Source organism: Fictibacillus barbaricus, from assembly GCF_014635025.1.
In the GTDB taxonomy this organism is placed as follows: domain Bacteria; phylum Bacillota; class Bacilli; order Bacillales; family Fictibacillaceae; genus Fictibacillus; species Fictibacillus barbaricus.
The window spans coordinates 1,663,960-1,689,089 of sequence record NZ_BMCE01000001.1; the positions used below are offsets into that span (position 1 = coordinate 1,663,960).

Annotated in this window: 31 protein-coding genes and 1 riboswitch; of the genes, 28 read left to right on the plus strand and 3 right to left on the minus strand. The window is 40.1% G+C overall.

The window, feature by feature from the left end; genetic code table 11:
• Window positions 1-16: 16 nt before the first annotated feature.
• Entirely contained in the window at window positions 17-1,189 is a 1,173-nt protein-coding gene (locus IEV52_RS08245; RefSeq protein ID WP_188401968.1) for a thiolase family protein, read from the plus strand.
• Window positions 1,190-1,235: 46 nt separating this feature from the next.
• On the opposite strand, the gene IEV52_RS08250 is transcribed toward IEV52_RS08245, so the two are convergent.
• Both IEV52_RS08250 and mciZ read right to left on the minus strand, forming a co-directional pair.
• Complete coding sequence (locus IEV52_RS08250) at window positions 1,236-2,147, minus strand: aldo/keto reductase (RefSeq protein WP_188401969.1); 912 nt, start codon at window positions 2,145-2,147, stop codon at window positions 1,236-1,238.
• Between the two features lie 159 nt (window positions 2,148-2,306).
• A complete protein-coding gene (gene mciZ / locus IEV52_RS08255) occupies window positions 2,307-2,441 on the minus strand; it encodes a Z-ring formation inhibitor MciZ (RefSeq protein ID WP_188401970.1) in 135 nt (44 codons plus the stop codon).
• Between the two features lie 97 nt (window positions 2,442-2,538).
• Here mciZ and IEV52_RS08260 point away from each other — a divergent pair, with 97 nt between their 5' ends.
• The 22 genes from IEV52_RS08260 to IEV52_RS08370 all read left to right on the plus strand — a co-directional run bounded on the left by IEV52_RS08260 (window position 2,539) and on the right by IEV52_RS08370 (window position 20,692).
• Window positions 2,539-3,087, plus strand: coding sequence for an NUDIX hydrolase (locus IEV52_RS08260; RefSeq protein WP_188401971.1), 549 nt, complete (start codon window positions 2,539-2,541; stop codon window positions 3,085-3,087).
• Window positions 3,071-4,270, plus strand: a complete 1,200-nt coding sequence (locus tag IEV52_RS08265) for an endonuclease Q family protein (protein ID WP_308464566.1) — start codon at window positions 3,071-3,073, stop codon at window positions 4,268-4,270. The genes IEV52_RS08260 and IEV52_RS08265 overlap by 17 nt, the downstream gene beginning before the upstream one ends.
• Window positions 4,271-4,340: 70 nt before the next feature.
• On the plus strand, window positions 4,341-4,979 hold the full coding sequence (spoIIM, locus tag IEV52_RS08270; RefSeq protein WP_188401972.1) for a stage II sporulation protein M: 639 nt from the start codon (window positions 4,341-4,343) through the stop codon (window positions 4,977-4,979).
• 120 nt (window positions 4,980-5,099) lie between these two features.
• Entirely contained in the window at window positions 5,100-5,570 is a 471-nt protein-coding gene (gene fur, locus IEV52_RS08275; protein WP_188401973.1) for a ferric iron uptake transcriptional regulator, read from the plus strand.
• A gap of 163 nt (window positions 5,571-5,733) precedes the next feature.
• Complete coding sequence (locus IEV52_RS08280; RefSeq protein WP_188401974.1) at window positions 5,734-5,961, plus strand: YqzK family protein; 228 nt, start codon at window positions 5,734-5,736, stop codon at window positions 5,959-5,961.
• 11 nt (window positions 5,962-5,972) lie between these two features.
• A complete protein-coding gene (gene xerD, locus IEV52_RS08285) occupies window positions 5,973-6,863 on the plus strand; it encodes a site-specific tyrosine recombinase XerD (protein ID WP_188401975.1) in 891 nt (296 codons plus the stop codon).
• A gap of 113 nt (window positions 6,864-6,976) precedes the next feature.
• On the plus strand, window positions 6,977-8,161 hold the full coding sequence (gene deoB / locus IEV52_RS08290) for a phosphopentomutase (RefSeq protein WP_188401976.1): 1,185 nt from the start codon (window positions 6,977-6,979) through the stop codon (window positions 8,159-8,161).
• A gap of 18 nt (window positions 8,162-8,179) precedes the next feature.
• Window positions 8,180-8,992 (plus strand): purine-nucleoside phosphorylase, encoded by an 813-nt coding sequence (locus tag IEV52_RS08295; protein ID WP_188401977.1) that lies wholly within the window; start codon window positions 8,180-8,182, stop codon window positions 8,990-8,992.
• A gap of 161 nt (window positions 8,993-9,153) precedes the next feature.
• Window positions 9,154-10,458, plus strand: coding sequence for a pyrimidine-nucleoside phosphorylase (locus IEV52_RS08305; RefSeq protein WP_188401978.1), 1,305 nt, complete (start codon window positions 9,154-9,156; stop codon window positions 10,456-10,458).
• Between the two features lie 175 nt (window positions 10,459-10,633).
• Window positions 10,634-11,800 carry a D-alanyl-D-alanine carboxypeptidase family protein gene (locus IEV52_RS08310; protein ID WP_188401979.1) on the plus strand — a complete coding sequence of 389 codons (1,167 nt, stop codon included), beginning with the start codon at window positions 10,634-10,636 and terminating at the stop codon, window positions 11,798-11,800.
• A gap of 115 nt (window positions 11,801-11,915) precedes the next feature.
• Window positions 11,916-12,266: an anti-sigma F factor antagonist gene (spoIIAA, locus tag IEV52_RS08315; RefSeq protein WP_188401980.1), complete on the plus strand. Its 351-nt coding sequence runs from the start codon at window positions 11,916-11,918 to the stop codon at window positions 12,264-12,266.
• Window positions 12,267-12,707 (plus strand): anti-sigma F factor, encoded by a 441-nt coding sequence (gene spoIIAB, locus IEV52_RS08320; RefSeq protein ID WP_188401981.1) that lies wholly within the window; start codon window positions 12,267-12,269, stop codon window positions 12,705-12,707.
• Window positions 12,708-12,719: 12 nt separating this feature from the next.
• On the plus strand, window positions 12,720-13,478 hold the full coding sequence (sigF, locus tag IEV52_RS08325; RefSeq protein WP_188401982.1) for an RNA polymerase sporulation sigma factor SigF: 759 nt from the start codon (window positions 12,720-12,722) through the stop codon (window positions 13,476-13,478).
• 123 nt (window positions 13,479-13,601) lie between these two features.
• The gene (locus IEV52_RS08330; protein WP_188401983.1) at window positions 13,602-14,222 is read left to right on the plus strand and encodes a stage V sporulation protein AA; all 621 of its coding nucleotides are present in this window, start codon (window positions 13,602-13,604) and stop codon (window positions 14,220-14,222) included.
• Window positions 14,212-14,634: a stage V sporulation protein AB gene (locus tag IEV52_RS08335; protein ID WP_188401984.1), complete on the plus strand. Its 423-nt coding sequence runs from the start codon at window positions 14,212-14,214 to the stop codon at window positions 14,632-14,634. The genes IEV52_RS08330 and IEV52_RS08335 overlap by 11 nt, the downstream gene beginning before the upstream one ends.
• Before the next feature lie 15 nt (window positions 14,635-14,649).
• Window positions 14,650-15,105, plus strand: a complete 456-nt coding sequence (gene spoVAC, locus IEV52_RS08340) for a stage V sporulation protein AC (RefSeq protein ID WP_188401985.1) — start codon at window positions 14,650-14,652, stop codon at window positions 15,103-15,105.
• Between the two features lie 11 nt (window positions 15,106-15,116).
• Window positions 15,117-16,133 (plus strand): stage V sporulation protein AD, encoded by a 1,017-nt coding sequence (gene spoVAD / locus IEV52_RS08345; RefSeq protein WP_188401986.1) that lies wholly within the window; start codon window positions 15,117-15,119, stop codon window positions 16,131-16,133.
• Between the two features lies 1 nt (window position 16,134).
• Window positions 16,135-16,485, plus strand: coding sequence for a stage V sporulation protein AE (gene spoVAE, locus IEV52_RS08350; RefSeq protein ID WP_188401987.1), 351 nt, complete (start codon window positions 16,135-16,137; stop codon window positions 16,483-16,485).
• A 5-nt stretch (window positions 16,486-16,490) separates the two neighbouring features.
• Window positions 16,491-17,099 (plus strand): stage V sporulation protein SpoVABEA, encoded by a 609-nt coding sequence (spoVAEA, locus tag IEV52_RS08355; protein WP_188401988.1) that lies wholly within the window; start codon window positions 16,491-16,493, stop codon window positions 17,097-17,099.
• Window positions 17,050-18,531, plus strand: a complete 1,482-nt coding sequence (locus tag IEV52_RS08360; RefSeq protein ID WP_188401989.1) for a spore germination protein — start codon at window positions 17,050-17,052, stop codon at window positions 18,529-18,531. The genes spoVAEA and IEV52_RS08360 overlap by 50 nt, the downstream gene beginning before the upstream one ends.
• 58 nt (window positions 18,532-18,589) lie before the next feature.
• A riboswitch (Lysine riboswitch) is annotated at window positions 18,590-18,766 on the plus strand.
• 95 nt (window positions 18,767-18,861) lie between these two features.
• Window positions 18,862-20,184, plus strand: coding sequence for a diaminopimelate decarboxylase (gene lysA, locus IEV52_RS08365; RefSeq protein ID WP_188401990.1), 1,323 nt, complete (start codon window positions 18,862-18,864; stop codon window positions 20,182-20,184).
• Window positions 20,185-20,257: 73 nt separating this feature from the next.
• A complete protein-coding gene (locus IEV52_RS08370) occupies window positions 20,258-20,692 on the plus strand; it encodes a peptidylprolyl isomerase (protein WP_188401991.1) in 435 nt (144 codons plus the stop codon).
• Between the two features lie 301 nt (window positions 20,693-20,993).
• Here the strand turns inward: IEV52_RS08370 and IEV52_RS08375 are convergent, their stop codons facing one another.
• Window positions 20,994-21,506 carry a DUF309 domain-containing protein gene (locus tag IEV52_RS08375; RefSeq protein WP_188401992.1) on the minus strand — a complete coding sequence of 171 codons (513 nt, stop codon included), beginning with the start codon at window positions 21,504-21,506 and terminating at the stop codon, window positions 20,994-20,996.
• Between the two features lie 138 nt (window positions 21,507-21,644).
• Here IEV52_RS08375 and IEV52_RS08380 point away from each other — a divergent pair, with 138 nt between their 5' ends.
• From IEV52_RS08380 to IEV52_RS08400, 5 genes are all read left to right on the plus strand, one after another.
• On the plus strand, window positions 21,645-22,388 hold the full coding sequence (locus tag IEV52_RS08380) for a segregation/condensation protein A (RefSeq protein ID WP_188401993.1): 744 nt from the start codon (window positions 21,645-21,647) through the stop codon (window positions 22,386-22,388).
• 6 nt (window positions 22,389-22,394) lie between these two features.
• Window positions 22,395-22,988, plus strand: a complete 594-nt coding sequence (gene scpB / locus IEV52_RS08385) for an SMC-Scp complex subunit ScpB (RefSeq protein WP_188401994.1) — start codon at window positions 22,395-22,397, stop codon at window positions 22,986-22,988.
• 14 nt (window positions 22,989-23,002) lie between these two features.
• Entirely contained in the window at window positions 23,003-23,371 is a 369-nt protein-coding gene (locus IEV52_RS08390) for a hypothetical protein (RefSeq protein WP_188402311.1), read from the plus strand.
• A 114-nt stretch (window positions 23,372-23,485) separates the two neighbouring features.
• On the plus strand, window positions 23,486-24,562 hold the full coding sequence (locus tag IEV52_RS08395; protein WP_188401995.1) for a type III polyketide synthase: 1,077 nt from the start codon (window positions 23,486-23,488) through the stop codon (window positions 24,560-24,562).
• 34 nt (window positions 24,563-24,596) lie between these two features.
• Window positions 24,597-25,118 (plus strand): isoprenylcysteine carboxyl methyltransferase family protein, encoded by a 522-nt coding sequence (locus IEV52_RS08400; RefSeq protein WP_188401996.1) that lies wholly within the window; start codon window positions 24,597-24,599, stop codon window positions 25,116-25,118.
• Window positions 25,119-25,130: the final 12 nt, after the last annotated feature.

Genomic DNA, 25,130 nt, shown 5'->3' on the forward strand with positions numbered 1-25,130 from the left:
AGAAGGTGATAAAAGCATGGGGATGTATGTAATAGACGGTGCTAGAACACCATTTGGGTCGTACGGCAAATCATTAACTGATATAAACCCAACACAGTTAGGCGAAATAACAGCCATTGAAGCTATTAAACGAGCACAACTAACTCCTGGTGAGATAACCGATGTTGTCTATGGGAACGTAATTCATTCTAGTAAGAATGCAGCATATGTGGCTCGTCATACAGCTTTAAAAGCAGGGGTTTCCTCAGATGTTCCTGCTATGCTGGTTAATCGTTTATGCGGATCTGGCATGCAGGCAGTCGTTTCTGCTATTCAGAACCTTCGAGACCATGAAGATGGGATAGCACTTTGCGGAGGTATCGAAAACATGTCGCAGTCTCCGCATGCTTCGTTCACTCACCGTTTTCACAATCAGAAGTTTGGGGCGATCTCTTTTGAAGATATGCTTCTACAGACCTTAAGTGATGAGTATATTGGATCCGGAATGGGGATCACGGCTGAAAACCTTGCAAATCAATATAACATTTCGAGGGAAGAACAAGATGAATATGCGAGTTTAAGTCATCGTAAAGCTGCGGAAGCTAGAGCACATGGCAGGTTGAATGAAGAGATCGTCCCTGTGCCGTTAGTTCGCGGGGAGCTCTTTTCAGAGGATGAAGGGATAAAGCCCGATACATCTGTATCTTTGCTCGGACAATTAAGACCTTCCTTTCTGAAAGATGGAACAGTAACAGCAGGCAACTCTTCTTCTATTAATGATGGTGCTGTATCTCTTATAATTGCTCACGAAAAACAAGTTAAAAAGAAAAAGCTGACACCGATCGCTGAGATTGTTTCTTGGTCAGTAACAGGTGTTGATCCATCAATTATGGGAATAGGTCCTGTTCCAGCTATTCAAAAACTGCTTCAAAGAGAGAACTTATCTTTAGATGAGGTTGGCTTGTTTGAGGTTAATGAAGCATTTAGCTCCCAATTCTTAGCTGTTGAAAAGGAGCTTAAACTGGAAAGAAGCCGAACGAACGTTAACGGCGGGGCCATAGCACTTGGCCATCCTGTAGGCGCGAGCGGGGCAAGATTACTCTTGACATTGGCGTATGAAATGAAACACCGCAACGAAAAATATGGGGTAGCAAGTCTTTGTATTGGCGGAGGACAAGGAATCGCTATGCTTCTTAAACTAGTTAAGTAATAAGAAAAAGTCCCGACAGCATCAGCTGAATGGGACTTTTATCTTTTTACGCACGATGCGTTTCATAGATCTCTGCAGGAAACAGTGAGTCTAATTGTTTGATCATATCTTCTGTCAGCGGTGGAGCGCTCAAAGCTTCAATATTTTCTGAGAGCTGTTCTACTGAACTTGCACCAGCAACTGCTGTTGCTACCACTGGGTGACTGAGCACGAACTGAAGTGCTGTGTGGATCGTGCTTTTATTCTGTATGAACATTTTAGCTTCAGCCAATTTCTCCTGTATATCTGAGCCTCTATGAGATAAGTAATCTTCTTCTGGATTCTTACTGAACGCTTTCTCACTAAGCCATCCTTTAGCAACAGGGCCTCTTGCGACCACGCTTATGTTCTTTGAAGATAGATAGGAAAAAAGTTCCTCAGGACGTCTATCCAATAAGCTATATTGCATCATAACACTCTGAATATTTGAGTGTTCAGCATAGTACTTTATCGTGTTTGGACGAATGGACGATATGCCGTAATAACGCACAAGACCTTCTGAGACGAGCTCCTCAAAAGCTTCAATGGTCTCATCCATCGGATCATCAATAGTTCCTCCATGAAGCTGATAAAGGTCGATATAATCCGTTTGCAAACGTTGAAGACTGTGTTTGAGGGCAGATTTAATATATTTTTTTGAAGGGTTCCAATTCCAGCTATCTTTTGACTGATTCCATTCGTTTCCGCCTTTTGTTGCGAGAATAATATCATGTCTTACATCTTTTAGAGTTTTTCCGATGAACTCTTCATTCCAGCCAAAGCCATATAGATCTGCAGTATCGAAGTAGTTAATCCCTTTTTCAAGTGCGGTTTTAACGATTTTTTCATTTTCGTTTCCAAGCTTTGGAGATAATGACATGCATCCTAGACTGAGTTCACTTACATAGAGATCAGAGGATCCCACTCTTCTTTTGTTCATCATACAAATCACCTCTATACTATGAGTTTACGTTATTTATTTGTCTTAAACGTACCATACTGCTAGATAAAATAAAAAAAGTAAGCACAACCGTTTATTGCATGATTAAAACAAAAAAAACCGATGCGTTCATACGATCGCACCGGTTTACGTTTACACTTATTTTTTGGGAGACGCAGCGTTAATCCAATCCTGAACGAGCTCATGCTGTCTCATATAATTTCGTAGCATGTATTTAATCTGCCATGCTTTGCCTACTAAAGTGATCCCTTTTGGCTGAAGGTAGATCTTCACCCTCATTACCCCCTTCATCTCCTAGTAATTGCAGTATTCCAAAGTATGATAGACTTTATGTAGTGAAGAAGATAAATAGACCATTGGAGTGTGAAAAATGGAAAACCTATACGAAAAAACCTTAAGCAAAGAACAAATTTACAGTGGCAAGATTATTGATCTATATATAGAAGAAGTTGAACTGCCAAACAAGAAGAAGGGGAAACGAGAAATTGTAAAACATCCTGGTGCAGTAGCAGTTCTGGCTGTAACAGATGAAGGGAAAATGCTGATGGTTGAACAATTCCGGAAACCTCTTGAAAAGACGATCATAGAGATACCAGCAGGAAAGCTTGAAAAAGGGGAAGATCCGCTCTTATGCGCAAAACGTGAATTGCTGGAAGAGACAGGCTTTAGCTGTGAAGCGATGGAATCTATCGGCTCGTTCTACACATCCCCAGGGTTTGCTGATGAATTGATCCATCTTTATTTTACAGATTCACTCGTAAAAGAAGGGGAACAAATGACAGATGAAGATGAGTTTTTAAATGTTCTGGAAGTCAGTGTTGATGAAGCGAAAGAAATGATGAGTACACAAAAAATCCATGATGCCAAAACAGCTTACAGTGTCATGTATATGGAGTTAGCTCGTGCACTCAAAAAATAAGCTATCGCCTTACTTTGCTGATATGCATATTCATATCGGCTCATCCAGAACAGGTAAGGCTATCAAAATAACAGGTTCACGTTCGCTAACTCTTTCAAACATATTAGAAGAAGCAAAAAACAAAAAGGGCATGAACATGATAGGGATCATTGACTGTCATGCACCTGAAGTAATTGAGGAATTAAAGCAGCTTAAGAAAGATGGACGACTTATCGAGTTAAAAGGCGGGGGCTTAGATATTGACGGACTCACACTGATTCCGGGAGCGGAAATTGAGATAAATGACCAAAACTGTCAAGGGCCGATCCATGTTCTTGCCTACATGCCTTCCATAGATAAGATGGAACAATTAAGTGATTGGTTAACATCCCGAATGAAAAATATTAATCTAAGCTCACAGCGGATGTATGGTAGTGCTATCGAACTGCAGCAATTTGTAAAGAAATTAGGCGGACTTTTTATTCCTGCCCATATTTTTACCCCGTTTAAAAGTTTATATGGAAAAGGGGTCAAAGCATCTTTAACTGAAGTGCTTGATCCGGCCAAAATTGATGCTGTTGAACTTGGACTTAGTTCAAATACTGAAATGGCATCCCGAGTGGACGAACTTACGCCTTTTACGTTTTTAACTAATTCTGATGCTCACTCCCTGGAGAAGATTGCACGTGAATACCAGATGATTTCTTTAAAGGAAGCTACTTTTGATGAATTTAAAAAGGCACTGCAAGAGATAGAGGGAAGAGAAATTATTGCAAATTATGGTCTGAACCCATACCTTGGTAAATACTACAATTCTGTTTGTGAGAAATGTTTGCATGTCTATCAAATAAACAGCAGTAGTTGCAGTGGATGTGGAAGTAATAGGTTTATTAAAGGAGTAAATGACCGGATCAATGAGCTCCAAAGCATTGGTAATACTAAAAGAAACCGTCCTCCTTATATTCATCAGATTCCACTAGAATTCATACCAGGACTCGGGCCGAAAACATTGGCTAGATTACGCCATGCATTTGGAACTGATATGGATATTATACACGCGGTGCCAAGAGAGAGATTGCTGCAGATTGTAAAGCCGGTGCTTGCAGATCATATTCTTTCTGCCAGGAGTGGTGAACTTTCCATCCAAATCGGCGGCGGTGGAACCTATGGAAAGATTATCTCAAGTAAACCTAGTAACTCGTAAAAAATGAGACATACCTCTTCTGCTGATTCATAGAATAGAATTAAGAGTTTCGGTGGAGGAGGCATCTCATATGGACAGTTTACGCTATTACATGCATCGTCATCTTGAGGAAAATAAAACACTGTATGCGTTTGTAGGTGTTCTATTCTTAATGGGTGTTATTTTTGGAGCTATTATTGTAAATTCCCTGAGTTTAAATCAAAAACAAGATCTTTATACGTACTTATCCCGTTTCTTCGTACAAGCAGCAGAAGGGGGCTTTACCAGCCGATCGGATATGTTTTTTCAAAGTTTTGGCCATTACTTGAAATATATGGGTCTGATGTGGGTGCTCGGCTTATCTGTTATTGGTTTGCCAGTGATTTTGGTTATGCTGTTTTTAAAAGGGGTAGTTATAGGTTTTACGGTAGGGTTCTTGGTTAATCAGATGGGTTGGTACGGTTTTTTATTATCATTTGTTTCAGTTCTGCCGCAAAACGTACTATTAATTCCCGCCTTTATCATTGTTACAGTCGCAGCTGTTGCTTTTTCTATCAAGATGATCAGGCAGCTTGCATTCAAAAGACATCATATGCCTTTTTTACCGCAGCTTATGAGATATACTCTTTTAGTTGCTGGCGTAGGAGTCATGGTGTTCTTAGCGTCAACTCTCGAAGCTTTTTTCACACCGGCTTTAATGGAACAGGTGATTAAATGGTCGATCGGATAGATTTCTATAATAACTATTTTTTTATAATAAGTTTAAATCGTTATTTAAAATGACTTTAAATTGACAACTTTTTTCTCCATGCTTATAATTGTCTTGTGTATACATAAGGAGGAAACGGGTATGGAAAGCAGAATCGACCGTATCAAAAAACAGCTGCATTCACAAAGTTATAAGCTGACTCCACAGCGTGAGGCGACCGTGAGAGTCCTCCTCGAAAACGAAGAAGATCACTTAAGTGCGGAAGATGTTTATCTGCTCGTAAAAGAAAAGGCGCCGGAGATTGGTTTGGCGACCGTTTACCGTACTCTGGAACTCTTAACCGAACTTAAAGTAGTAGATAAAATTAACTTTGGTGATGGAGTTTCCCGCTACGATCTTAGAACAGAAGGTGCTGATCACTTTCATCATCATCTTGTATGTATCGAGTGTGGAGCGGTGGATGAGATACAAGAAGACCTTCTTGGCGATGTGGAAAAAGTTGTTGAAGAAGGCTGGAACTTTAAAATTAAAGACCATAGGCTGACATTTCACGGAATCTGTCACAGATGTCATCCAAAGGATCATAAAGAAAGTGAAGGAAGCGAAGAATAGGAGCTTCCTTCTTTTTGTTTTTTACATTCTTTTGAAAATAGGTAAAGAAATATTTACAAAGTCCAGAGAATCGGGTAACGTATGATGTGTAGTTTCAACTTTTATGTATAATCAGGGAACATGTGGGCATAACCTGTACTATATGAGGACAGGGGTGGACACGATGATTTCCTGGTTGAAAATCGTTTGGAATACAACAAAGGTATTCTTTGCTTTTTCTATCTGCACGCTTGTTTTTTATTTTGGTTTGCTTTGGATCAATCAAGAATACGAGAACTATCATAGATATGACGAACCTAAAGGAAAAGCGGTTAAAGTTTTTAATTTAAGTTCTGAGAAAGATTCAAACCTTGTGAAAAGGCTTTTCTACTTTTACCAGACGGGTGAGTAAGGAGGGGTATAGTGAACGATCATGTTCAGAATTTTCTTCAATACATTATTGTAGAACGAGCCCTCTCAAAAAACACAATAGACTCTTATAAAAGAGATTTGACTCAATATGTACGTTACTTAGAAAAAGTGGAATCCGTTGAAACGATGGATAAGATCGACCGTAATCACATTATGGGATATCTCTTATTTTTAAAAGAAAATGGTAAGGCTTCCACAACACTTGCCCGTAATATCGCATCGATCAGATCATTTCACCAGTTTCTTTTTAGGGAGAAGGCTTCCGTTAATGATCCTTCTGTACATATTGAAACACCAAAAACAGAAAGAAAGCTGCCTAAAGTCTTGTCGACACAAGAAGTAGAGGCATTGCTCGAAACACCTGCTTCGAACGATCCTTTTTCACAGCGTGATAAAGCTATGCTGGAACTTCTTTACGCTACAGGCATACGGGTATCTGAACTCGTGCAGCTAAATATCTCGGATGTACATTTAGATATGGGATTTATACGCTGCATCGGGAAAGGGAACAAAGAACGAATCATTCCGCTTGGGAAGATGGCACAAACCGCCATTGAACGTTATTTACATAATGGACGTTCAACCATGTTAAAAGGTAAAAAAACAGAAGCACTTTTTTTGAATCACCATGGGAACCGGTTATCACGGCAAGGGTTTTGGAAAATATTAAAGCAGCTAGCTAGAAGAGCTCATATCGAGAAAGAGTTGACACCGCATACGCTTCGGCATTCCTTTGCGACACATCTTTTAGAGAATGGAGCTGACTTGCGGGCTGTACAAGAAATGTTAGGTCATGCTGACATCTCAACTACACAAATTTATACACATGTAACCAAAACAAGACTTAAAGATGTTTACTCCGCCTTCCATCCGAGGGCGTGAGCTTTCTTTTTCAATTTAGTTGTCAGACTTCCGACATCAGTTGGGTTTTGTTTGTTGTTCCTATTAAAAGGAAATAGTAAATATAGTGTATGTATGAAATTCAGGAGGAAAAAATGAAACAATCACGTTTTAAACGAACTTTTTTAATCGTAATGGATTCCGTTGGGATCGGTGAGGCACCAGACGCAGAAAGGTTTGGAGATAAAGGGGCTCATACATTGGGACATATCGCAGAACATATGAACGGCCTTAAAGTTCCTAATATGGAGAAACTGGGGCTTGGCAATATCGATTCTACGATGAAAGGGATTGAGCAGGCTGAGAAGCCACTTGGTCACTATGCAAAACTTCCTGAACTCTCAAACGGCAAGGATACAATGACAGGCCACTGGGAGATCATGGGCCTTCATATAAAAGAACCGTTTCAAACATTTCCGGATGGTTTTCCCGATGAACTGATCGACATGCTCACTGAAAAATGGGGAAGAGGGATTTTGGGGAACAAAGCGGCCTCAGGTACTGAAATTATTTCAGAGCTTGGGGAAGAACACGTAAAGACGGGGAAATTGATCGTTTATACTTCGGCCGATTCCGTATTACAGATTGCTGCACATGAAGATGTTGTTCCTCTAGAAGAATTATATGAGATCTGTGAAACAGCAAGGGAAATGACAAGAGAAGGAAAGTACATGCTAGGCAGAATCATCGCACGTCCGTTTAAAGGGGAGCCAGGGTCTTTTGAACGAACGTCTAACCGACACGATTATGCGCTTAAGCCGTTCGGCCGAACGGTAATGAACGAGCTTCAAGATCAAGGTTACGATAGCATCGCATTAGGGAAGATTTCGGACATCTTTGATGGAGAAGGAGTCACAAAGGCGATCCGTACAAAATCAAACAAGGACGGTATGGATAAGCTCATCGAGTCCATGGATGAGGATTTTACAGGGTTAAACTTCTTAAACCTTGTTGATTTTGATGCCTTATTTGGGCACAGAAGAGATCCTAAGGGATATGGAGAAGCATTGCAGGATTTTGATGCTCGTTTACCTGAAGTACTTGAGAAGTTAAAAGATGATGATCTGCTTATGATCACAGCTGATCATGGGAACGATCCTGTCCATCATGGAACTGACCATACTCGTGAATATGTGCCATTGATGGTATACCACAAAGGAATCGAAAAAGGTAAGAAGTTGGATGTTGGCAATACTTTTGCTGATATTGGAGCAACGATCGCTGAAATCTACGATGTAAAGAAACCTGAGATCGGTCAGAGTTTTTTAAGCCAGCTATAAATTAAGGGGGAAAATACCATGTCAAATCAATTACAGACGTCTGCAGAATTTATTCAATCAAAACTTACTACTACACCTAAAATAGGTTTGATCCTCGGTTCTGGATTAGGAATCCTTGCTGAAGAGATTGAAAATCCGGTTGTTATACCATATTCCGATATTCCTGAATTTCCTGTGTCAACGGTTGAAGGTCATGCGGGACAACTTGTTATCGGTGAACTAGCTGGGAAACAGGTAGTAGCGATGCAAGGGCGTTTTCATTATTACGAAGGATATTCAATGGAGAAAGTAACATTTCCTGTTCGTGTCATGAAGTTGATCGGTGTTGAAACGATCTTAGTAACTAATGCCGCAGGAGGAGTCAATAAAGACTTTGAAGCTGGAGATCTAATGCTAATAACAGATCATATTAACAATCTTGGTGACAACCCTCTAATTGGTGCAAATGATAACTCATTCGGGGTGCGTTTCCCGGATATGAGTGAGGCATATACAGCTTCACTGCAGGAAGTGGCACGTAAAGTATCCAAAGAATTAAACATCAATTTAAAAGAAGGTGTTTATGTAGGAAATACTGGACCTTCCTATGAAACTCCTGCTGAGGTAAGAATGCTTCGAATCCTTGGAGCGGATGCTGTAGGAATGTCCACAGTTCCAGAAGTTATCATCGCACGACATGCGGGTATGAAGGTGCTTGGAATTTCATGTATTTCAAACATGGCAGCAGGAATCTTAGACCAGCCGCTGACTCACGATGAAGTAATGGAAACAACAGAAATGGTAAAGGCTAATTTTCTGTCCCTGGTAAAAGGAATCGTAAAAGAAATTTAAGGGAAATCTCTTGTGTAACGGACATGGCTATTGCCGATGAACTTGAGCCATTAACACATGAACAACTAGTTGCGGTGGCAAACCGTGCAAAACCAACATTTATAAAGCTTGTTAAACAAATCGTTTCAGATGTATCGTTATAAGAAAGTGGTGTTATTTATATGAGAATGGTTGATTTGATTCAAAAAAAGCGTGATGGCAAAGAACTAACAAAAGCGGAGATTGATTACATCATTCAAAACTATACGAGTGGTGCTATTCCAGATTACCAGATGTCTGCTTTTGCTATGGCAGTCTATTTTAAAGATATGTCTACTGAAGAACGTGCTAATTTTACGATGGCGATGGTAGAATCTGGTGATCAGATAGACCTTTCTGCTATTGAAGGAATCAAAGTTGATAAGCACTCCACAGGCGGTGTAGGTGATACTACAACACTTGTTTTAGCACCTTTAGTTGCTGCACTTGGTGTACCTGTAGCAAAAATGTCAGGAAGAGGACTTGGTCATACAGGTGGAACGATCGATAAATTAGAGGCTGTTCCTGGGTTCCATGTTGAGATTGATAACGATCAGTTTATTGATCTTGTAAACAAGAATAAGCTTGCCGTTATCGGACAGAGCGGCAACTTAACGCCTGCTGATAAAAAACTCTACGGTCTACGTGATGTAACAGCAACTGTTAATTCCATTCCGCTGATTGCGAGTTCAATCATGAGCAAGAAAATCGCGGCAGGTGCTGATGCTATCGTACTGGATGTAAAAACAGGTGCTGGAGCATTCATGAAGACACCGGAAGAAGCAGAAGAACTAGCAAACGCGATGGTGAAAATCGGAAATGCTGTTGGAAGAAATACGATGGCTGTTATTTCAGATATGAGCCAGCCACTTGGTCTTGCGATCGGAAATGCACTTGAGATTAAAGAAGCGATCGATACACTTAAAGGGAATGGTCCTAAAGATCTTGAAGAGCTATGTTTAACGCTCGGATCTCATATGGTGTATCTAGCAAAAAAAGCAGATTCGCTTGAACAAGCCCGTGAAATGTTAAAAGAAGCTATCTCTTCAGGTAAAGCTCTTGAAACGCTAAAAGTTTTCTTAAAAGCACAGGGCGGAGATGAATCGGTTGTGGATCATCCAGAAAACTTGCCTCAAGCGGCTCATACTTTTGAGTTAACAGCAGATGAAGAAGGCTATGTTTCAGAGATCATCGCCGACGAAATCGGAACTGCTGCTATGATCTTAGGCGCAGGAAGAGCAACAAAAGAATCTGAGATCGATTTGGCTGTAGGCTTAATGCTTAATAAAAAAGTCGGAGACTCTGTTACAAAAGGTGACTCACTTGTAACGATCTACAGCAACACGGAAAATGTGGAAGATGTTAAGAAGAGAATCCGAGATGCTTACACGATCTCAAAGAGTGCTGTCGATGCACCACCTTTGATCTATAAGGAAATCAAACAATAAAACATGCCAGGGGCTGACTCAATAGGAGTCAGCCTCTTTTTTGTGATTCAGGAAGAACTAAAATGAACACGGCAAGTGGCCTTTTGGTTACTTTTTTTCATATAGCTAGATGGAAGATCCGGTATAAAGTGAAAAATTATGGAAAAAATAAAGCTATATGAATGGAGGGAACTGTATGAAAGCGGTAATTTCAGGTCTACTTAGCATTTGTTTGCTAGCTTCTTTTTCCATCCCAAGAGCGGATGCAGCCGAAAAAGAAAAAATGAAGCTTGCTGAACAGAGCCAATCGGCGATTCTAATGGAGCAAGACAGTGGGAGTGTACTATTTGAAAAGAATAGTCATGAAAAGCTTCCGCCAGCAAGTATGACAAAAATCATGACACTAATCTTAATCATGGAAGCGATCGATAAAGGAAAAATCAGCTGGAACGATAAGATCCGAGTTAGTGATTATGCAGCAAGCATGGGAGGATCACAGATTTTCCTCGAACCTGGTGAAGAGATGCGTGTGGAAGATATGGTAAAGGGAATTGCGATCGGCAGTGCAAATGATGCCTCTGTAGCGATGGCAGAACATATCGCAGGTACAGCTGAATCATTTGTTAATATGATGAACAATAAAGCAAAAAAATTAGGTTTGAATGATACATTCTTTAAGAATCCAACAGGACTTCCTGCAGCAGGTCATTATACATCAGCGCACGACATGGCAATCATGGGGAAAGAGCTCTTAAAACATGAAGAAGTTACAAAGTTCACCGGGCTCTATGAAGATTACTTAAGAGAAGAAACAGATAAGAAGTTTTGGCTTGTGAACACCAACCGACTAGTTAAATTCTATCCAGGTGTAGACGGGTTGAAAACAGGATTTACGAATGAAGCAAAGTACTGCTTAACCGCAACTGCTAATAAGAACGGGATGAGGGTAATCGCTGTAGTTATGGGAGCACCTTCACCAAAAGATCGAAATGCTCAAGTAACTTCAATGCTTGATTATGCCTTTACCCAGTTTTCAACAAAAAAGCTCTATGACAGACATGAAATTGTAAAAGAAGTAAAGGTGCAAAAAGCAGAAAAATCAAAACTCCCTGTTGTCACTTCTGAAAATATCTCTCTTTTATTAAAAAAGGGCGAGACAGCTAAGAAAGTAAAAACAGAGGTTAATGTTGATAAAGATTTAAAATTACCTGTCAAAAAAGGGCAGCAGATCGGTTTCCTTAAAATTTATAGTGGTGACAAACTAATTACGGAAAGTCCTGTTCTCGCTTCAGAAACAGTAAAAAAAGCATCATGGTGGAAACTTTTTAAACGAACCGCAGGACAAATGTCAAAATCCTCCTGATTATGAAGTATTCGTGACAGTTATAGGCGAATTCCCACTAGTTTTGTCAGGAGTGAAGGAATTCGTCTATTTTTATAGAAACTTCACGTTATCCAAAAAAGAAGGAGAGGATAGCGTGGGACTAGCTGTCAATCTGGAACTTAAACATACCGTATTATGTATCCGCTTAGATGGAGAACTTGATCACCATACAGCCGATATGCTTCGGTCACAAGTTGAAGATTATTTGAAAAAACATACGGTGAACCATATTGTTTTAAATTTAGAAGGTTTAAGTTTTATGGATAGCTCTGGCTTAGGTGTAATATTAGGGCGCTATAAACAGATCAAGAGTCAGAATGGGGAAATGGTTGTATGTGCCATCTCGCCAGCTGTCAAAAGACTTTTTGAAATGTCAGGTCTATTTAAGATAATCAGGCTTGAAGAAGATGAAGAGCTAGCCCTTCAGGCTTTGGGGGTGGCTTAAATGAGAAACGAAATGAAGATTCAATTTTCAGCATTAAGTCAAAATGAATCCTTTGCCCGTGTTACTGTTGCAGCGTTCATCGCACAGATTGATCCTACAGTCGATGAACTGACAGAGATCAAGACGGTAGTATCAGAAGCTGTAACAAATGCGATTATTCATGGCTATGAAAATAAGGCAACAGGTATGGTCTATATTGAAGCCGCTATTGAAGAGGATACGATCCACCTTACGATACGGGATGAAGGTATGGGAATAAGTGATCTTGATCAGGCGAGACAGCCGCTTTATACTTCAAAGCCAGAACTAGAGCGTTCCGGTATGGGCTTTACAATTATGGAAAACTTTATGGACAGTGTGGAAGTCATCTCAGAACCATCATACGGCACTACGATTCACTTGACAAAATACTTAACCAAAAATAAAGCAATGTGCAATTAAGGGAGTATGTCTATGGATGTCGAGGTGAAAGGCAGCAAAAGTGAACCGTTTCTTAAGGATGAAGAGATTAAATTATTGATCAAACAGAGTCAGGAAGGAGATCAGTCAGCCCGGGATACGATTGTTGAAAAGAATATGAGGCTTGTCTGGTCTGTGGTTCAACGCTTTTTAAACAGAGGTTATGAAGCAGATGACCTCTTTCAAATCGGCAGTATCGGTCTATTAAAATCAGTAGATAAATTTGATCTTTCCTATGATGTAAGGTTCTCAACCTATGCTGTTCCAATGATTATCGGTGAGATTCAGCGTTTCATTCGAGATGATGGAACAGTAAAAGTGAGCCGCTCATTAAAAGAGACAGGAAATAAAGTTAGGAAAGCAAAAGATGAGTTGTCAAAATCTCTCGGGCGAACCCCGACCATATCAGAAGTGGCCGAATTTCTTGATGTAGCAGTGGAAGATGTGATCATGGCACAAGATGCTGTAAGGGCGCCACAGTCAATACATGAGACTGTTTATGAGAATGATGGTGATCCGATCACACTTCTCGATCAAATCTCAGACCATTCAGAGAATAAATGGTTTGACAAGATTGCCCTAAAAGATATTATGGACAAGCTGGATGAAAGGGAACGCCTTATTGTTTACTTGAGGTATTTTAAAGATCAAACGCAATCGGAAGTTGCAGATCGGCTTGCCATCTCACAAGTCCAAGTGTCAAGGCTCGAAAAGAAAATATTATTGTTTATGAAGAACCAGATGGAGACTTAATAAGTCCTTTCTGGTTTTTTTATGTTTCTGGTAGTTTTTGGGAGGCGCTCTAAGGGAGGCATGATAAGAAATCCCATATCGCATACTAAACACAAATGCGCCTAAGAAAGAGGTGAAGTTGAATTGGATAAAACGATATACCTTCGTATGCGTCAGCGTGTACAAGTTCTTTTGCATCAGAAAGTAACGATTGGTGATGTTGCTCAGATTGTAGCATCTGATGATCTAGAAAGGAACATTAAGGGATATGTTATCCATGAAGTAACCCCTGAAGATAAGCATTTGATCGTTGTCGATGTAATGCGTGTGATCGGAACCATCCAAAAGAGGAATGAAGGCTTAGACGTTCAAACCATAGGTCCTGCTCAATCCATTTTGGAGATTCAAATGAAGCAAAAAACGTTAGCCCCGGTTTATTTTGTACTCGTTTGGCTGCTTCTTTTTATCGGATCAGCTCTAGCGATCATGAATTTTCATGAAGACGTAAGCATGCAGCTAGTTCATCAGAAAATCTATTTTATGATTACAGGGCATTATAAGGAACAGCCATTATTGCTGCAGGTTCCCTATTCATTCGGTCTCGGATTAGGAATGATCTTATTCTTTAATCATCTGTTCCGTAAAAGGCTTAATGAAGAACCAAGCCCGTTAGAAGTCGAGATGTTTAATTATCAGCAAGATCTCGACCAGTATGTGATCGTTCACGAAAACAAAGAAACAGAGAAAAAGATCAATGGGAATTAAAGTCTTGATTGTTGCTTTTATTGGGTTTGGCGGTGGTCTAACGGTTGGTTCAGGCTTGGTTGCGTTAATCACTGTGCTAGGTATAGTGCCGAGACTTATGCAGCTTTCAAAAACATACCGATTCATAAGAGGTTATGAATTAAGCATCATACTAGGTGCTGTTTTAGGCGGATGGATGAATTTAAGAAACGCGTCCATGTCCTTTCCAGCAATATTCCTTGCACCCATTGGCTTACTTGCAGGTATTTTTGTTGGGATGCTGGCTGCAGCTCTAACGGAAGTCCTGAACGTTCTCCCGATTCTTGCCAAACGAGTGGGCTTTGGTGAGAAGATCATCATCATATTAATGGCTATCGTTCTTGGGAAGATCACAGGGTCTTTGTTTCATTGGATGTACTACATTAATCATTAAGGATGTGAATGTGTTATGGCAACAAAGGAAGAACAGCAGGCATATGCCAAAAAAATTAAACCGATACAGCCTAAACCTCCGTATGTGCTGAATTGTGTAAAAGCATTCTTGGTAGGCGGACTTATTTGCTTGATAGGGCAAGCCATTCAAAAGTTTTATATGACATACTTTAATTTTTCAGAAGAGACAGCAGGGAATCCGACTGTTGCGACCCTCATATTAATTGCGGCCCTTTTAACAGGTTTGGGGGTTTATGATAAGATTGGACAATTTGCAGGTGCAGGGTCGGTAGTACCTGTAACAGGTTTTTCAAATGCGGTGACAAGTGCTGCTTTAGAGCATAAAAGTGAAGGGTTGGTACTTGGCGTAGCGACTAACCTCTTTAAGCTGGCAGGAGCAGTTATTGTTTTCGGAGCAGTAGCAGCTTACATCTTCGGAATGATCAGATATATCTTTCAGCACGTGATATAAGGAGTGAGGGCATGAATTTATTAGGCAGACAAACGTGGAAATTTCAAAATAATGTATACCTAAATGCTGCTGGAACTGCGGTAGGCCCAATGGAAAGTGAAGGACCATTAGGAAGTTACTTCGATAAAACATATAACAGCTTACATTGCGGACAAAAGAACTGGGAGTTGGCAGAAAGACAATTGATGGAAGATGCTATCGATGCTTGTTTACAAAAAGCGAAAATGCAGCCTGAGGACATTAATTTTCTGTTAGCTGGTGATCTCTTAAACCAGATCGTCTCGGCGAATTACACTGCAAGAGGAAATGGTATCCCTTTCCTGGGAGTTTTCGGTGCATGTTCCACATCAATGGAATCTTTAGCGTTAGGAGCAGCATTAGTTGATGGCGGGTATGCTAACCGAGTTATTGCAGCAGTAAGCTCACATAATGCGACAGCAGAACGGCAGTTTAGATATCCGACCGAATACGGGGGTCAGAAGCCAGATACTGCTACTTTTACGGTAACAGGAGCAGGTGCTGCTCTTGTAAGTAAAGAGATATCGGATATTAAGATCACATCGGCAACTGTAGGAAAAGTGGTCGATTTAGGAATAAAAGACCCATTTGATATGGGATCTGCTATGGCTCCAGCAGCTGCAGATACGATAGCAGCTCACTTTAAAGAGATGAACGTTCAACCAGAGGAGTACGATCTAATTGCTACAGGTGATCTGTCTGGTGTTGGTGCTCCGATCATGAAAATGCTATTAAAAGAACAAGGATATGATGTATCAGATAATCACCGCGACTGTGGACTTATGATCTATCGGCCTGATCAGCAAGTGTTTGCGGGTGGAAGCGGCTGTGCATGTTCTGCAGTTGTAACGTATGGCTATATCTTGGATGAGATTCGGAAGGGTAATCTAAAAAAAGTTTTAATGGTCGCAACGGGAGCTCTATTGAACCCCGTGATGGTTCAGCAAAAAGAAACGATTCCCACGGTTGCTCATGGAGTTGTGTTAGAGCGGGCGGAAGGAGGTCAATAAGATGGAATTTTTTTGGGCGTTCGTTATCGGAGGAGCCATTTGTGTCGTCGGGCAGTTGATGATGGATATTTTTAAATTAACCCCAGCCCATGTCACAACATCTTTTGTTGTTATTGGAGCACTGCTTGATGCCTTTGGAATCTATGATAATTTAATCAAGTTTGCCGGTGCAGGGGCGACGGTACCGATCACAAGCTTTGGTCATTCACTGCTTCATGGTGCTATGGCTTCAGCAGATGAACACGGATTTATTGGGATTGCGATTGGTATCTTTGAACTAACCTCGGCAGGGATTTCTTCAGCAATTTTGTTTGGCTTTTTAGTAGCAGTCATCTTTGAACCAAAGGGGTGATAACTATGGTGAAAAAACGGGTCATTTTCATTACGGATGGAGATCTTTATGCATTGCGAGTGGTAGAACATGCCGCCAAAGAAATAGGAGGTCGTTGTATTTCGCAGTCCTGGGGCAACCCATCGAAAAAAAGCGGAGAAGAACTTGTTGAGATGATCCGGAAAACACCGCATGATCCAGTACTTGTCATGTTTGATGACTGTGGTTTTAAAGGAGAAGGACCGGGAGAGCACGCGATGAGATATATCCACAAGCAAGACGATATAGATGTAATCGGCGCTGTAGCTGTAGCCTCAAAAACCCATTTTGCCGAGTGGACAAAAGTACATTGTTCAATGGACAGGTATGGTGAACTAACAGAGTTTGGCATTGACAAGAGCGGAATCCCTGACCTAGAGACAGGAAGGATTAATGGAGATACCGTCTATATTCTAGACGAATTAAATCTTCCCTTTGTAGTTGGAATAGGAGATATCGGTAAAATGGCCGGTTTTGATTCGGTTGAAAAAGGGGCTCCCATAACAGTAAAGGCTATTAAACTCATTTTAGAAAGGAGCGACTTCAATGAATCGAACAAAAGAGAAAGAAAAAATGCCGATAAGCAAAAAAATTAAAGAGAATGAAGAATTATTAAAAGATAGGCTGGGGATCGGGGTAACCTTTGATATCGGTGTACGAAAATTGTCGTTACTGAAAAAGGAAGTTCAAATTTATTATTTAAATGGACACTGTGAAACATTATTCATTATGGAAATCATGAAAGAGCTAATGGATATGGACCACGGTCACAGGGCCCCTTCCAATGTGAAAGAAATTATTCACAACCATCTAACCCATCCTCAAGTAGAAGTAACAAAAAACCTGAAAGATGCAATTGACAAGCTGGTTTCAGGTTTGATCATCATTCTTGTGGAAGGTGAAGATGAAGCGTTTATCGTCGACGTCCGAAGTTATCCTGGCAGACAACCGGAAGAGCCCGATACCGAGAAGGTGGTTCGGGGTTCAAGAGATGGTTTTGTAGAAAATATTATTATGAATACATCATTAATACGGAGAAGAATAAGAGACGAACGGCTACGAAATGAAATGATACAAGTTGGTGAGCGATCCAAAACGGATATTTGTATATCCTATTTAGAGGATGTAGCAGATCCCGGACTAGTGAAATTAATCAAAAAGGAAATAAATAGCATTGTAATTGACGGTATTCCTATGACGGATAAAACAATTGAGGAATTTCTCGTCAAACAAGGATTTAATCCATTTCCGCTTGTGCGTTATACAGAAAGGCCGGACGTAGCCTCACAACATATAATGGAAGGTCATGTCGTAATTATCGTTGATACATCTCCAAGTATCATGATTGCGCCTACTACCTTTTTTCACCATGTGCAGCATGCAGAAGAATACCGCCAAACTCCTGTGATTGGTGCTATGTTACGGTGGGTTCGTTTTGGCGGCATGCTCGCTTCTGTGGTTTTGCTCCCGCTTTGGCTGCTCTATGTCCTTGAACCTGATTTGCTGCCAAAGGTAATTGATTATATTGGTCCAAATAAAAAAGCGAATGTACCAATTTATATTCAAATCATGTTAGCAGAATTCGGTATCTATTTATTGCGATTGGCATCTATTCATACACCGAACTCGCTGGCTATATCCATGGGTCTGATCGCCGCTGTGTTAATTGGACAAATTGCGATCGATGTAGGATTGTTTGTACCTGAAGTCATTTTGTATGTGGCAATGGCGGCCATCGGTACGTTTGTAACGCCAAGCTTTGAGCTAAGTTCAGCAAATATTCTGATGCGATTGGTACTGCTTACCCTTGTTATGATTTTTAAATTGCCCGGTCTTGTCATTGGCCTCACAGTGTTTATTCTATATTTGGCGAGCTTAAAAAATATAAATACTCCTTATTTATGGCCGTTTTTACCGTTTAACGGAAAAGCATTCTTTCAGGTAATGGTTAGAGTGGCGGTTCCATTATCGAAGGTTCGTCCAAGTATCGTCCATCCGCAGAACAGAAAAAAGCAGCCAATTAGATAATCTGTCCCTTGCTGATCGTTGAAAATTATGTTAAATTCATACTAATTAAATATGCCTCATTTGAGGTAGAGGCGCAAAACGAATGAGTAGCATATGGAGTTTATGGAAGACGATGATATATGTTGAAAGGTCAATTTGCCGAAGTGTGAAAAGGGATCCATCCCTTTTCATGCTGGGTCGCTGCTGAATAAGCAACGGACTGTCACTACAACAGTAGTGGAGAGCTATTCCGACACATGAGGGTACGGTTATGACAGCCTGCCTTAGTTGCGGCTGTCTTTTGTATTAGTCGGGATTGAATTCTCTATCAACAACGAGAGGGGATTTTTTGTGAATTTACATGGTACAGCACAAATCGGACAAAATCATCATCTATGGATCGGTGGGACAGATACGGTTGAGCTAGCTAAAAAATATGGAACACCACTATATCTATATGATGTTGCTTTAATAAAAAATAGAGCAAGAGGCTTTAAGAAGGCCTTTGAAGAAAAAGGTGTAGGCTATCAAGTAGCGTATGCTTCTAAAGCCTTTTCATCTATCGCTATATTTCAGCTGATCGAACAAGAAGGGCTAAGTCTTGATGTTGTTTCAGGTGGAGAGCTGTTTACAGCACTTCAAGCCGAGTTTCCTGCTGAAAGAATTCATTTTCACGGCAACAATAAAAGCCCTGAGGAATTAGAATTTGCTCTTTCAGCAGGGGTAGGATGTATTGTGGTGGATAATTTTTTTGAAATTTCTTTATTAAAAACGCTAAGCAGCAAGCTAAATAAAAAGGTGAACATCTTAATACGATTAACACCTGGTATCGAAGCACATACCCATGATTACATCATCACGGGTCAGGAAGACTCGAAATTTGGTTTTGACCTTAGTAACGGTCAAGCGGATAAGGCATTAAAAGAGGTTCTTGATTTTGAGCATTTTCACGTTTTAGGCGTGCACTGCCATATCGGTTCTCAAATCTTTGAAACAGAAGGATTTACATTAGCAATAGAAAAGTTATTTGGACACTTTAAGAAGTGGGAAGAAAATTATAACTATTTTCCGAATGTCGTTAACCTTGGCGGCGGTTTTGGAATCCAATATACGTCTGAAGATACGCCGCTCGCTCCAGAACAATATGTGACAGCCATGATAGAAGAAGTGAGCAGACAAATGCATCGTTTTGAAGGAAAAGAACTTCCTGAACTCTGGATCGAGCCTGGCCGATCATTGGTGGGTGATGCAGGAACGACAATTTATTCGATTGGATCTCAAAAAGAGATTGAAGGCGTTCGCCATTATGTATCCGTGGACGGCGGAATGACAGATAATATCCGTCCAGCTCTCTATCAAGCCAAGTATGAAGCATATGTTGCCAATAAGATGAACGAAAAGCCCTGTCAGACCGTTTCAATCGCAGGAAAATGCTGCGAGAGCGGTGATATGCTGATTTGGGATATCGAGCTTCCGAAACTAACAGATAACGATTATCTGGCTGTTTCATGTACAGGAGCATATGGATACAGCATGGCGAGCAATTACAACCGAATTCAGCGCCCAGCTGTAGTGTTTGTAGAGAACGGTGAAGAACAACTTGTCGTAAAACGAGAAACTTACGAAGATCTCATTAAGAATGATTTACCGCTAAAATCAAATGTTTTTGTGTAAATTAGTTTACGGAGCGGTCAATTAACCGTACAATGGTAGGGTAGTTTATGAAGTAGAAGGAGGCCTGTTTTTTATGAAAAAAGGTTCTATTGAATTTGAAAACGGCGAAAAAATCGTATTTGATTTGTTTCCAGAAGAAGCACCTGGAACTGTAGAAAACTTTGAAAAACTAGCAAATGAAGGGTTTTACAACGGTGTAACATTCCACCGCGTTATTCCTGGATTCGTAGCTCAAGGTGGAGATCCAACGGGAACTGGAGCTGGCGGCCCTGGTTATTCTATCCCATGTGAAACGGAAGGAAACCCTCATAAGCACGTAGCTGGTTCTCTATCTATGGCGCATGCTGGCCGTGATACAGGTGGAAGCCAATTCTTCATCGTGCATGAGCCGCAGCCTCACTTGAACGGTGTTCACACTGTTTTTGGACAAGTTACTGAAGGCATGGAAACGGTACTTCGCATCAAGCAAGGCGATGTTATGAAAGAAGTTAAAGTTTGGGAAGAGTAAGTTTTACTAATGAAAGCTCCGGATTTTCCGGAGCTTTTTTATTTTTATGATAAGACTGGATGATTATTAGAAGAATGTCGGATGATGTCGATTCGCCGGTAAATGATGAAAACTCGCCGGATTGATGCTTAAACTCGCTGAATTATTGTTATTTTTCGCCGGATTATAGGCTGAATTTCTTGAATTATGAGATCGCGACATTTAAAACCCCTGTTAGCACCAAGGCAGACAGGGGTTTTTACTTATTTCATGACTGATTCTCAATAGTAGACGAGATGTGGTGCAAAGTCTTAAAAAACAGTTAAAAAACCCTGTTTTTTTTAAGTTTTTGTCTCTGCCGTTCATCAACCACAGAAGATCGGTCTCTATATGCATGTTTATGGATGATGTTTTCGTCAGCGCTATCTGTTGAGAACCATTCATCTTCAGTAACATTAGCTTCGTTCAAGCATGTTTTAAGTAGGGATGGCGTTAAAGGCAATGTGATCGGCTCAAAAGGTCCATCTTTTTCAATCTCTTGTTTTCTGCCATTCAACACGACAAAAAAAGGTTCTGTATCAATCCCCAGGTCTCGTAATCCATCTATTTCCGTTTGAAGTTTTATAACACTGCTTGTGATCATTCTCCTTGCACCGTTCTTGTTTCCTCTTCTCTGATGGTAGAGGGCCACAGCGATCTGGATAAGTCCTGGCCAAAGGTTACCTTTCATCCCTTCGTTCTTCCACTGTTCTTCAAGTACTTCATGACATTCAAAATAATCTTGTGTCGTATGAAAATGAATTAAGTATTCAAGCCATGCATTTGGATAAGTCAACTCTTTTACACACCCCTTCATAAGCTCGTTTTTAAGTTTATCATACGGTTAATGTGAATAAAAACAGGCCGCTGAATTATGAAACTATGATATAATTTTATAATACAAAAATGCTGAAAAACTGGGGAAATGTTAATAATGCAATATAGTGTGAAGCTTGATGGATTTGAAGGTCCGCTTGACTTACTGCTTCATTTAATACAAACATACGAAGTGGATATTTATGATATTCCGGTAGCCATTATAACTGAGCAATACCTTCAATATATACATACGATGAAAGAATTAAAACTGGATGTGGCGAGTGAATATTTGGTGATGGCTGCGACACTTCTTGCTATTAAGAGTAAGATGCTCTTACCAAAGCATGAGGAAGAGCTTTTTGATCACCAGATGGAACTAGAAATGGAAGAAGATCCGCGGGATGAGCTTGTTAGAAGACTTGTTGAATATCGAAAATATAAACATGCCGCAGATGAACTAAAAGAAAGAGAATCTGCAAGGAGCCTCATCTACACGAGACAGCCAGCCGACCTCAGTCCGTTTGAAAAAGAAGAGAAAGAAAAACAGGTAACGAATGTAACGCTTTATGATATGTTACAGGCCATGCAAAGAGTCTTTCAGGAAAAAGTGGCACGAGCACCTAAACAAACAACGATCGAACGTCAAGAAATACCTATCGAGACAAGGATGGAACAAATAAAAAATTCGCTTCTTTCTGTAGGAGGACGAAAAAAGTTTACTGAGCTGTTCGAAAAAGGTACAAAAGAGCACGTTGTTGTCACTTTTCTTGCGATCTTGGAACTGATGAAAGTAAAGTCGATTAATTGTGAACAGAAAGATCATTTTAGTGAAATTTATATAACGATGTTAGAGGAGTAATACGATTTGGAACGAAATGAAATAAAAGCAGTTATTGAGGGTTTGCTTTTTGTCAGCGGTGACGAAGGGATAGACAGAAAACAAATCGCTCAGGTACTTGAGATCGACGTCAAAGAACTTGACCCCTTTATAGACGAATTGAAAAAAAGCTATGAGGCGTCAGATAGAGGGATGTCTATTGTTGAATACGCAGGATCCCTTCAATTTGTTACGAAACCAGAACACGCTGTATTCTATGAACGCCTTGTTGAAACGCCAGGGCATTCGACCCTCTCCCAAGCCGCACTTGAAACACTTGCGATTATTGCTTATAAGCAGCCGATCACACGGTCAGAGATTGAAGAGGTTAGAGGTGTCAAAACAGAAAAGCCATTACAGACATTGTCGGCAAAAGGACTCGTAAAAGAAGTGGGAAGAGCAGAGGGTACAGGCCGAGCGATACTCTATGGAACGACAAAAGCATTTTTAGAACACTTTGGTCTGCAGAGCTTAAAAGAATTACCTCCGCTTCCTGAGAACATTCAGGAAGAAAGCGTTGAGCAAGAAGCTGATTTATTCTTTTCAAAGTTTCAAGAATCTCTAACTGTTGAAGATCAGTAAGGAGGAGTCGTGAATTGTTCATTCAGCATATTGACGGTATAGAGTTAGAAAAAGAAAAACCTAATACGTCTGAGGATTTCTTTAATCGTTCAGAAGCCACGTTTGATTTATCCGGTAATATCCATACTTTTCATCTGCTTTATGTCCGTTATTTTGAAGAGAAGCTTCAAGAAGAATTAACACACCAAGAATTTTGGAAAAATCATCTAAACACGTTTAAAATCAGAGAGATTGCAGCACTTGCTGCATTGAGCAGCAATAGTGCTTTTCTAAAAAGAAAACGAGTCTACATAAATGACTATGAAGAATTTAAAAATCTTTTTCTTAAAGCAAATGAAGAATTTTTGACCACTGAGTTAGATCGTATAAAGAAGATCAAATAAGCCGCACAGCCATTTTCGATATGGCTGTTTTTTTGTTTAAATGTGTCCGTTTTAAAAGGCATTTTAAGGGTAAATTACTAAATAAGTAAATGTAATTTGAAGGAGAGAGATCATTTGCCAAGAATTGCAGCAATAGAAACAGTCAATCCTCCCCATAAACTTTCTCAAAATGAAACGATGGATTTTGCAAGAAACCTTTTTCAGGATGCATTCTCAGATATTGAACGGCTATTAAAGGTTTTCCAAAACGGTGAAATACAATCACGTTATTTTGTAATGCCTATAGAATGGTTTAAGAAAAAAAGAAGTTTCCAAGAAAAAAATGATTTATACATAGATTTTGCTACGAACTTAGGAGCTGAATGTATAGAAAAATGTATGACGAGCAGAGATCTCAACATTTCATATGAAAATATTGATGCGATTTTCTTTATATCCAGTTCGGGTCTTTCTACACCAAGTATAGAAGCGAGGATTATGAATATTCTCCCGTTTTCATCTCATACAAAAAGAATCCCAATCTGGGGTTTGGGATGTGCTGGCGGTGCGTCTGGATTTTCAAGAGCGTATGATTATTGCTTAGCGTACCCTGAATCAAATGTACTTATATTAAGTGTAGAGTTGTGCTCATTAACGTTTCAGCATGAAGACTTATCGAAGAGCAACCTGGTGGGAACTTCTCTTTTTGCAGATGGTGTTGCATGTGCATTGATTTGCGGAGATGAGTCTGAAACATGTATGACATCAAAGTTATCACCATACATAAAAGATACGATGTCGACGCTAAAACCGCATTCAGAAGACGTAATGGGATGGGAAGTAAAAGATACAGGTCTTTATGTGGTCTTCTCAAGAGACATTCCAAATGTAATCCGCACATGGCTTAAACCAAATGTCGATGAGTTTCTGAGGAGAAATCAGTTGAACGGAGAGCAGATCCAGCATTTTATTGCACACCCCGGCGGGAAGAAAGTTCTACAAGCTTATGTTGATGCACTTGGATTGCCTGTATCTAAGACAGATGTTTCGCGGGACGTGTTAAAAGCGAATGGCAATATGTCTTCTGCAACGGTATTTTATGTATTGAAAAAATTCATGGAAACAGAAAAGGAAGAAGGAGATCTAGGGGTGATGGCAGCTCTAGGACCTGGTTTTTCATCGGAACTTCTTTTAGTAGAATGGAGGAAGTAGTGTGGGATGGTTTCTTCTTTTTTGGGGTTTCCTCATGATTCAAAGACTTACAGAAGTAAGGATCGCCAAATCAAACGAACAAAAGCTTAAAAGGAAAGGGGCTGTTGAAGCCGGGAAAGAACATTATAAGTGGATGGTATTGTTGCATGCTTCGTTTTTTGTAGTCTTCTTTTTAGAAGTGGCTCTAATGGATGCGAGACCTCCTTCCTGGTGGATGATCCCTTTTATTCTTTTTCTTATTGCTCAAGTTATACGTGTATGGGCGATCTCGTCACTTGGTGTGTACTGGAATACCAAGATCCTTTTGCTTCCTGGAGCTAATGTTGTAGCAAAAGGTCCGTACCGGTTTATGAGGCATCCAAACTATACAGTTGTTTCCCTTGAATTTTTCGTCATACCTCTTATCTTTGGAGCTTTTTTTACAGCAGCCCTTTTTACAATATTAAATATCCTGATGTTAAGAGTACGAATTCCTGCAGAAGAAAAAGCGCTTATGGAACTGACAGACTACGAAAAAAGCCACGGTCAAAAACAGAGATTTTTTCCTAGTCAATAAGAGCGGAAGTAA

Excerpts from the sequence above, each read along its gene's own strand:
- spoVAC (WP_188401985.1), top strand. The coding sequence starts at position 14,650 with ATGGCAACAAAGGAAGAACAGCAGGCATATGCCAAAAAAATTAAACCG.
- IEV52_RS08305 (WP_188401978.1), top strand. The coding sequence starts at position 9,154 with ATGAGAATGGTTGATTTGATTCAAAAAAAGCGTGATGGCAAAGAACTA.
- deoB (WP_188401976.1), top strand. The coding sequence starts at position 6,977 with ATGAAACAATCACGTTTTAAACGAACTTTTTTAATCGTAATGGATTCC.
- IEV52_RS08380 (WP_188401993.1), top strand. The coding sequence starts at position 21,645 with ATGCAATATAGTGTGAAGCTTGATGGATTTGAAGGTCCGCTTGACTTA.
- spoVAEA (WP_188401988.1), top strand. The coding sequence starts at position 16,491 with ATGGTGAAAAAACGGGTCATTTTCATTACGGATGGAGATCTTTATGCA.
- spoIIAB (WP_188401981.1), top strand. The coding sequence starts at position 12,267 with ATGAGAAACGAAATGAAGATTCAATTTTCAGCATTAAGTCAAAATGAA.
- IEV52_RS08400 (WP_188401996.1), top strand. The coding sequence starts at position 24,597 with ATGATTCAAAGACTTACAGAAGTAAGGATCGCCAAATCAAACGAACAA.
- fur (WP_188401973.1), top strand. The coding sequence starts at position 5,100 with ATGGAAAGCAGAATCGACCGTATCAAAAAACAGCTGCATTCACAAAGT.
- IEV52_RS08310 (WP_188401979.1), top strand. The coding sequence starts at position 10,634 with ATGAAAGCGGTAATTTCAGGTCTACTTAGCATTTGTTTGCTAGCTTCT.
- spoVAD (WP_188401986.1), top strand. The coding sequence starts at position 15,117 with ATGAATTTATTAGGCAGACAAACGTGGAAATTTCAAAATAATGTATAC.
- IEV52_RS08295 (WP_188401977.1), top strand. The coding sequence starts at position 8,180 with ATGTCAAATCAATTACAGACGTCTGCAGAATTTATTCAATCAAAACTT.
- IEV52_RS08250 (WP_188401969.1), bottom strand. The coding sequence starts at position 2,147 with ATGAACAAAAGAAGAGTGGGATCCTCTGATCTCTATGTAAGTGAACTC.
- IEV52_RS08335 (WP_188401984.1), top strand. The coding sequence starts at position 14,212 with ATGGGAATTAAAGTCTTGATTGTTGCTTTTATTGGGTTTGGCGGTGGT.
- IEV52_RS08360 (WP_188401989.1), top strand. The coding sequence starts at position 17,050 with ATGAATCGAACAAAAGAGAAAGAAAAAATGCCGATAAGCAAAAAAATT.
- IEV52_RS08260 (WP_188401971.1), top strand. The coding sequence starts at position 2,539 with ATGGAAAACCTATACGAAAAAACCTTAAGCAAAGAACAAATTTACAGT.
- spoIIM (WP_188401972.1), top strand. The coding sequence starts at position 4,341 with ATGGACAGTTTACGCTATTACATGCATCGTCATCTTGAGGAAAATAAA.
- IEV52_RS08280 (WP_188401974.1), top strand. The coding sequence starts at position 5,734 with ATGATTTCCTGGTTGAAAATCGTTTGGAATACAACAAAGGTATTCTTT.
- sigF (WP_188401982.1), top strand. The coding sequence starts at position 12,720 with ATGGATGTCGAGGTGAAAGGCAGCAAAAGTGAACCGTTTCTTAAGGAT.
- IEV52_RS08370 (WP_188401991.1), top strand. The coding sequence starts at position 20,258 with ATGAAAAAAGGTTCTATTGAATTTGAAAACGGCGAAAAAATCGTATTT.
- spoVAE (WP_188401987.1), top strand. The coding sequence starts at position 16,135 with ATGGAATTTTTTTGGGCGTTCGTTATCGGAGGAGCCATTTGTGTCGTC.
- IEV52_RS08245 (WP_188401968.1), top strand. The coding sequence starts at position 17 with ATGGGGATGTATGTAATAGACGGTGCTAGAACACCATTTGGGTCGTAC.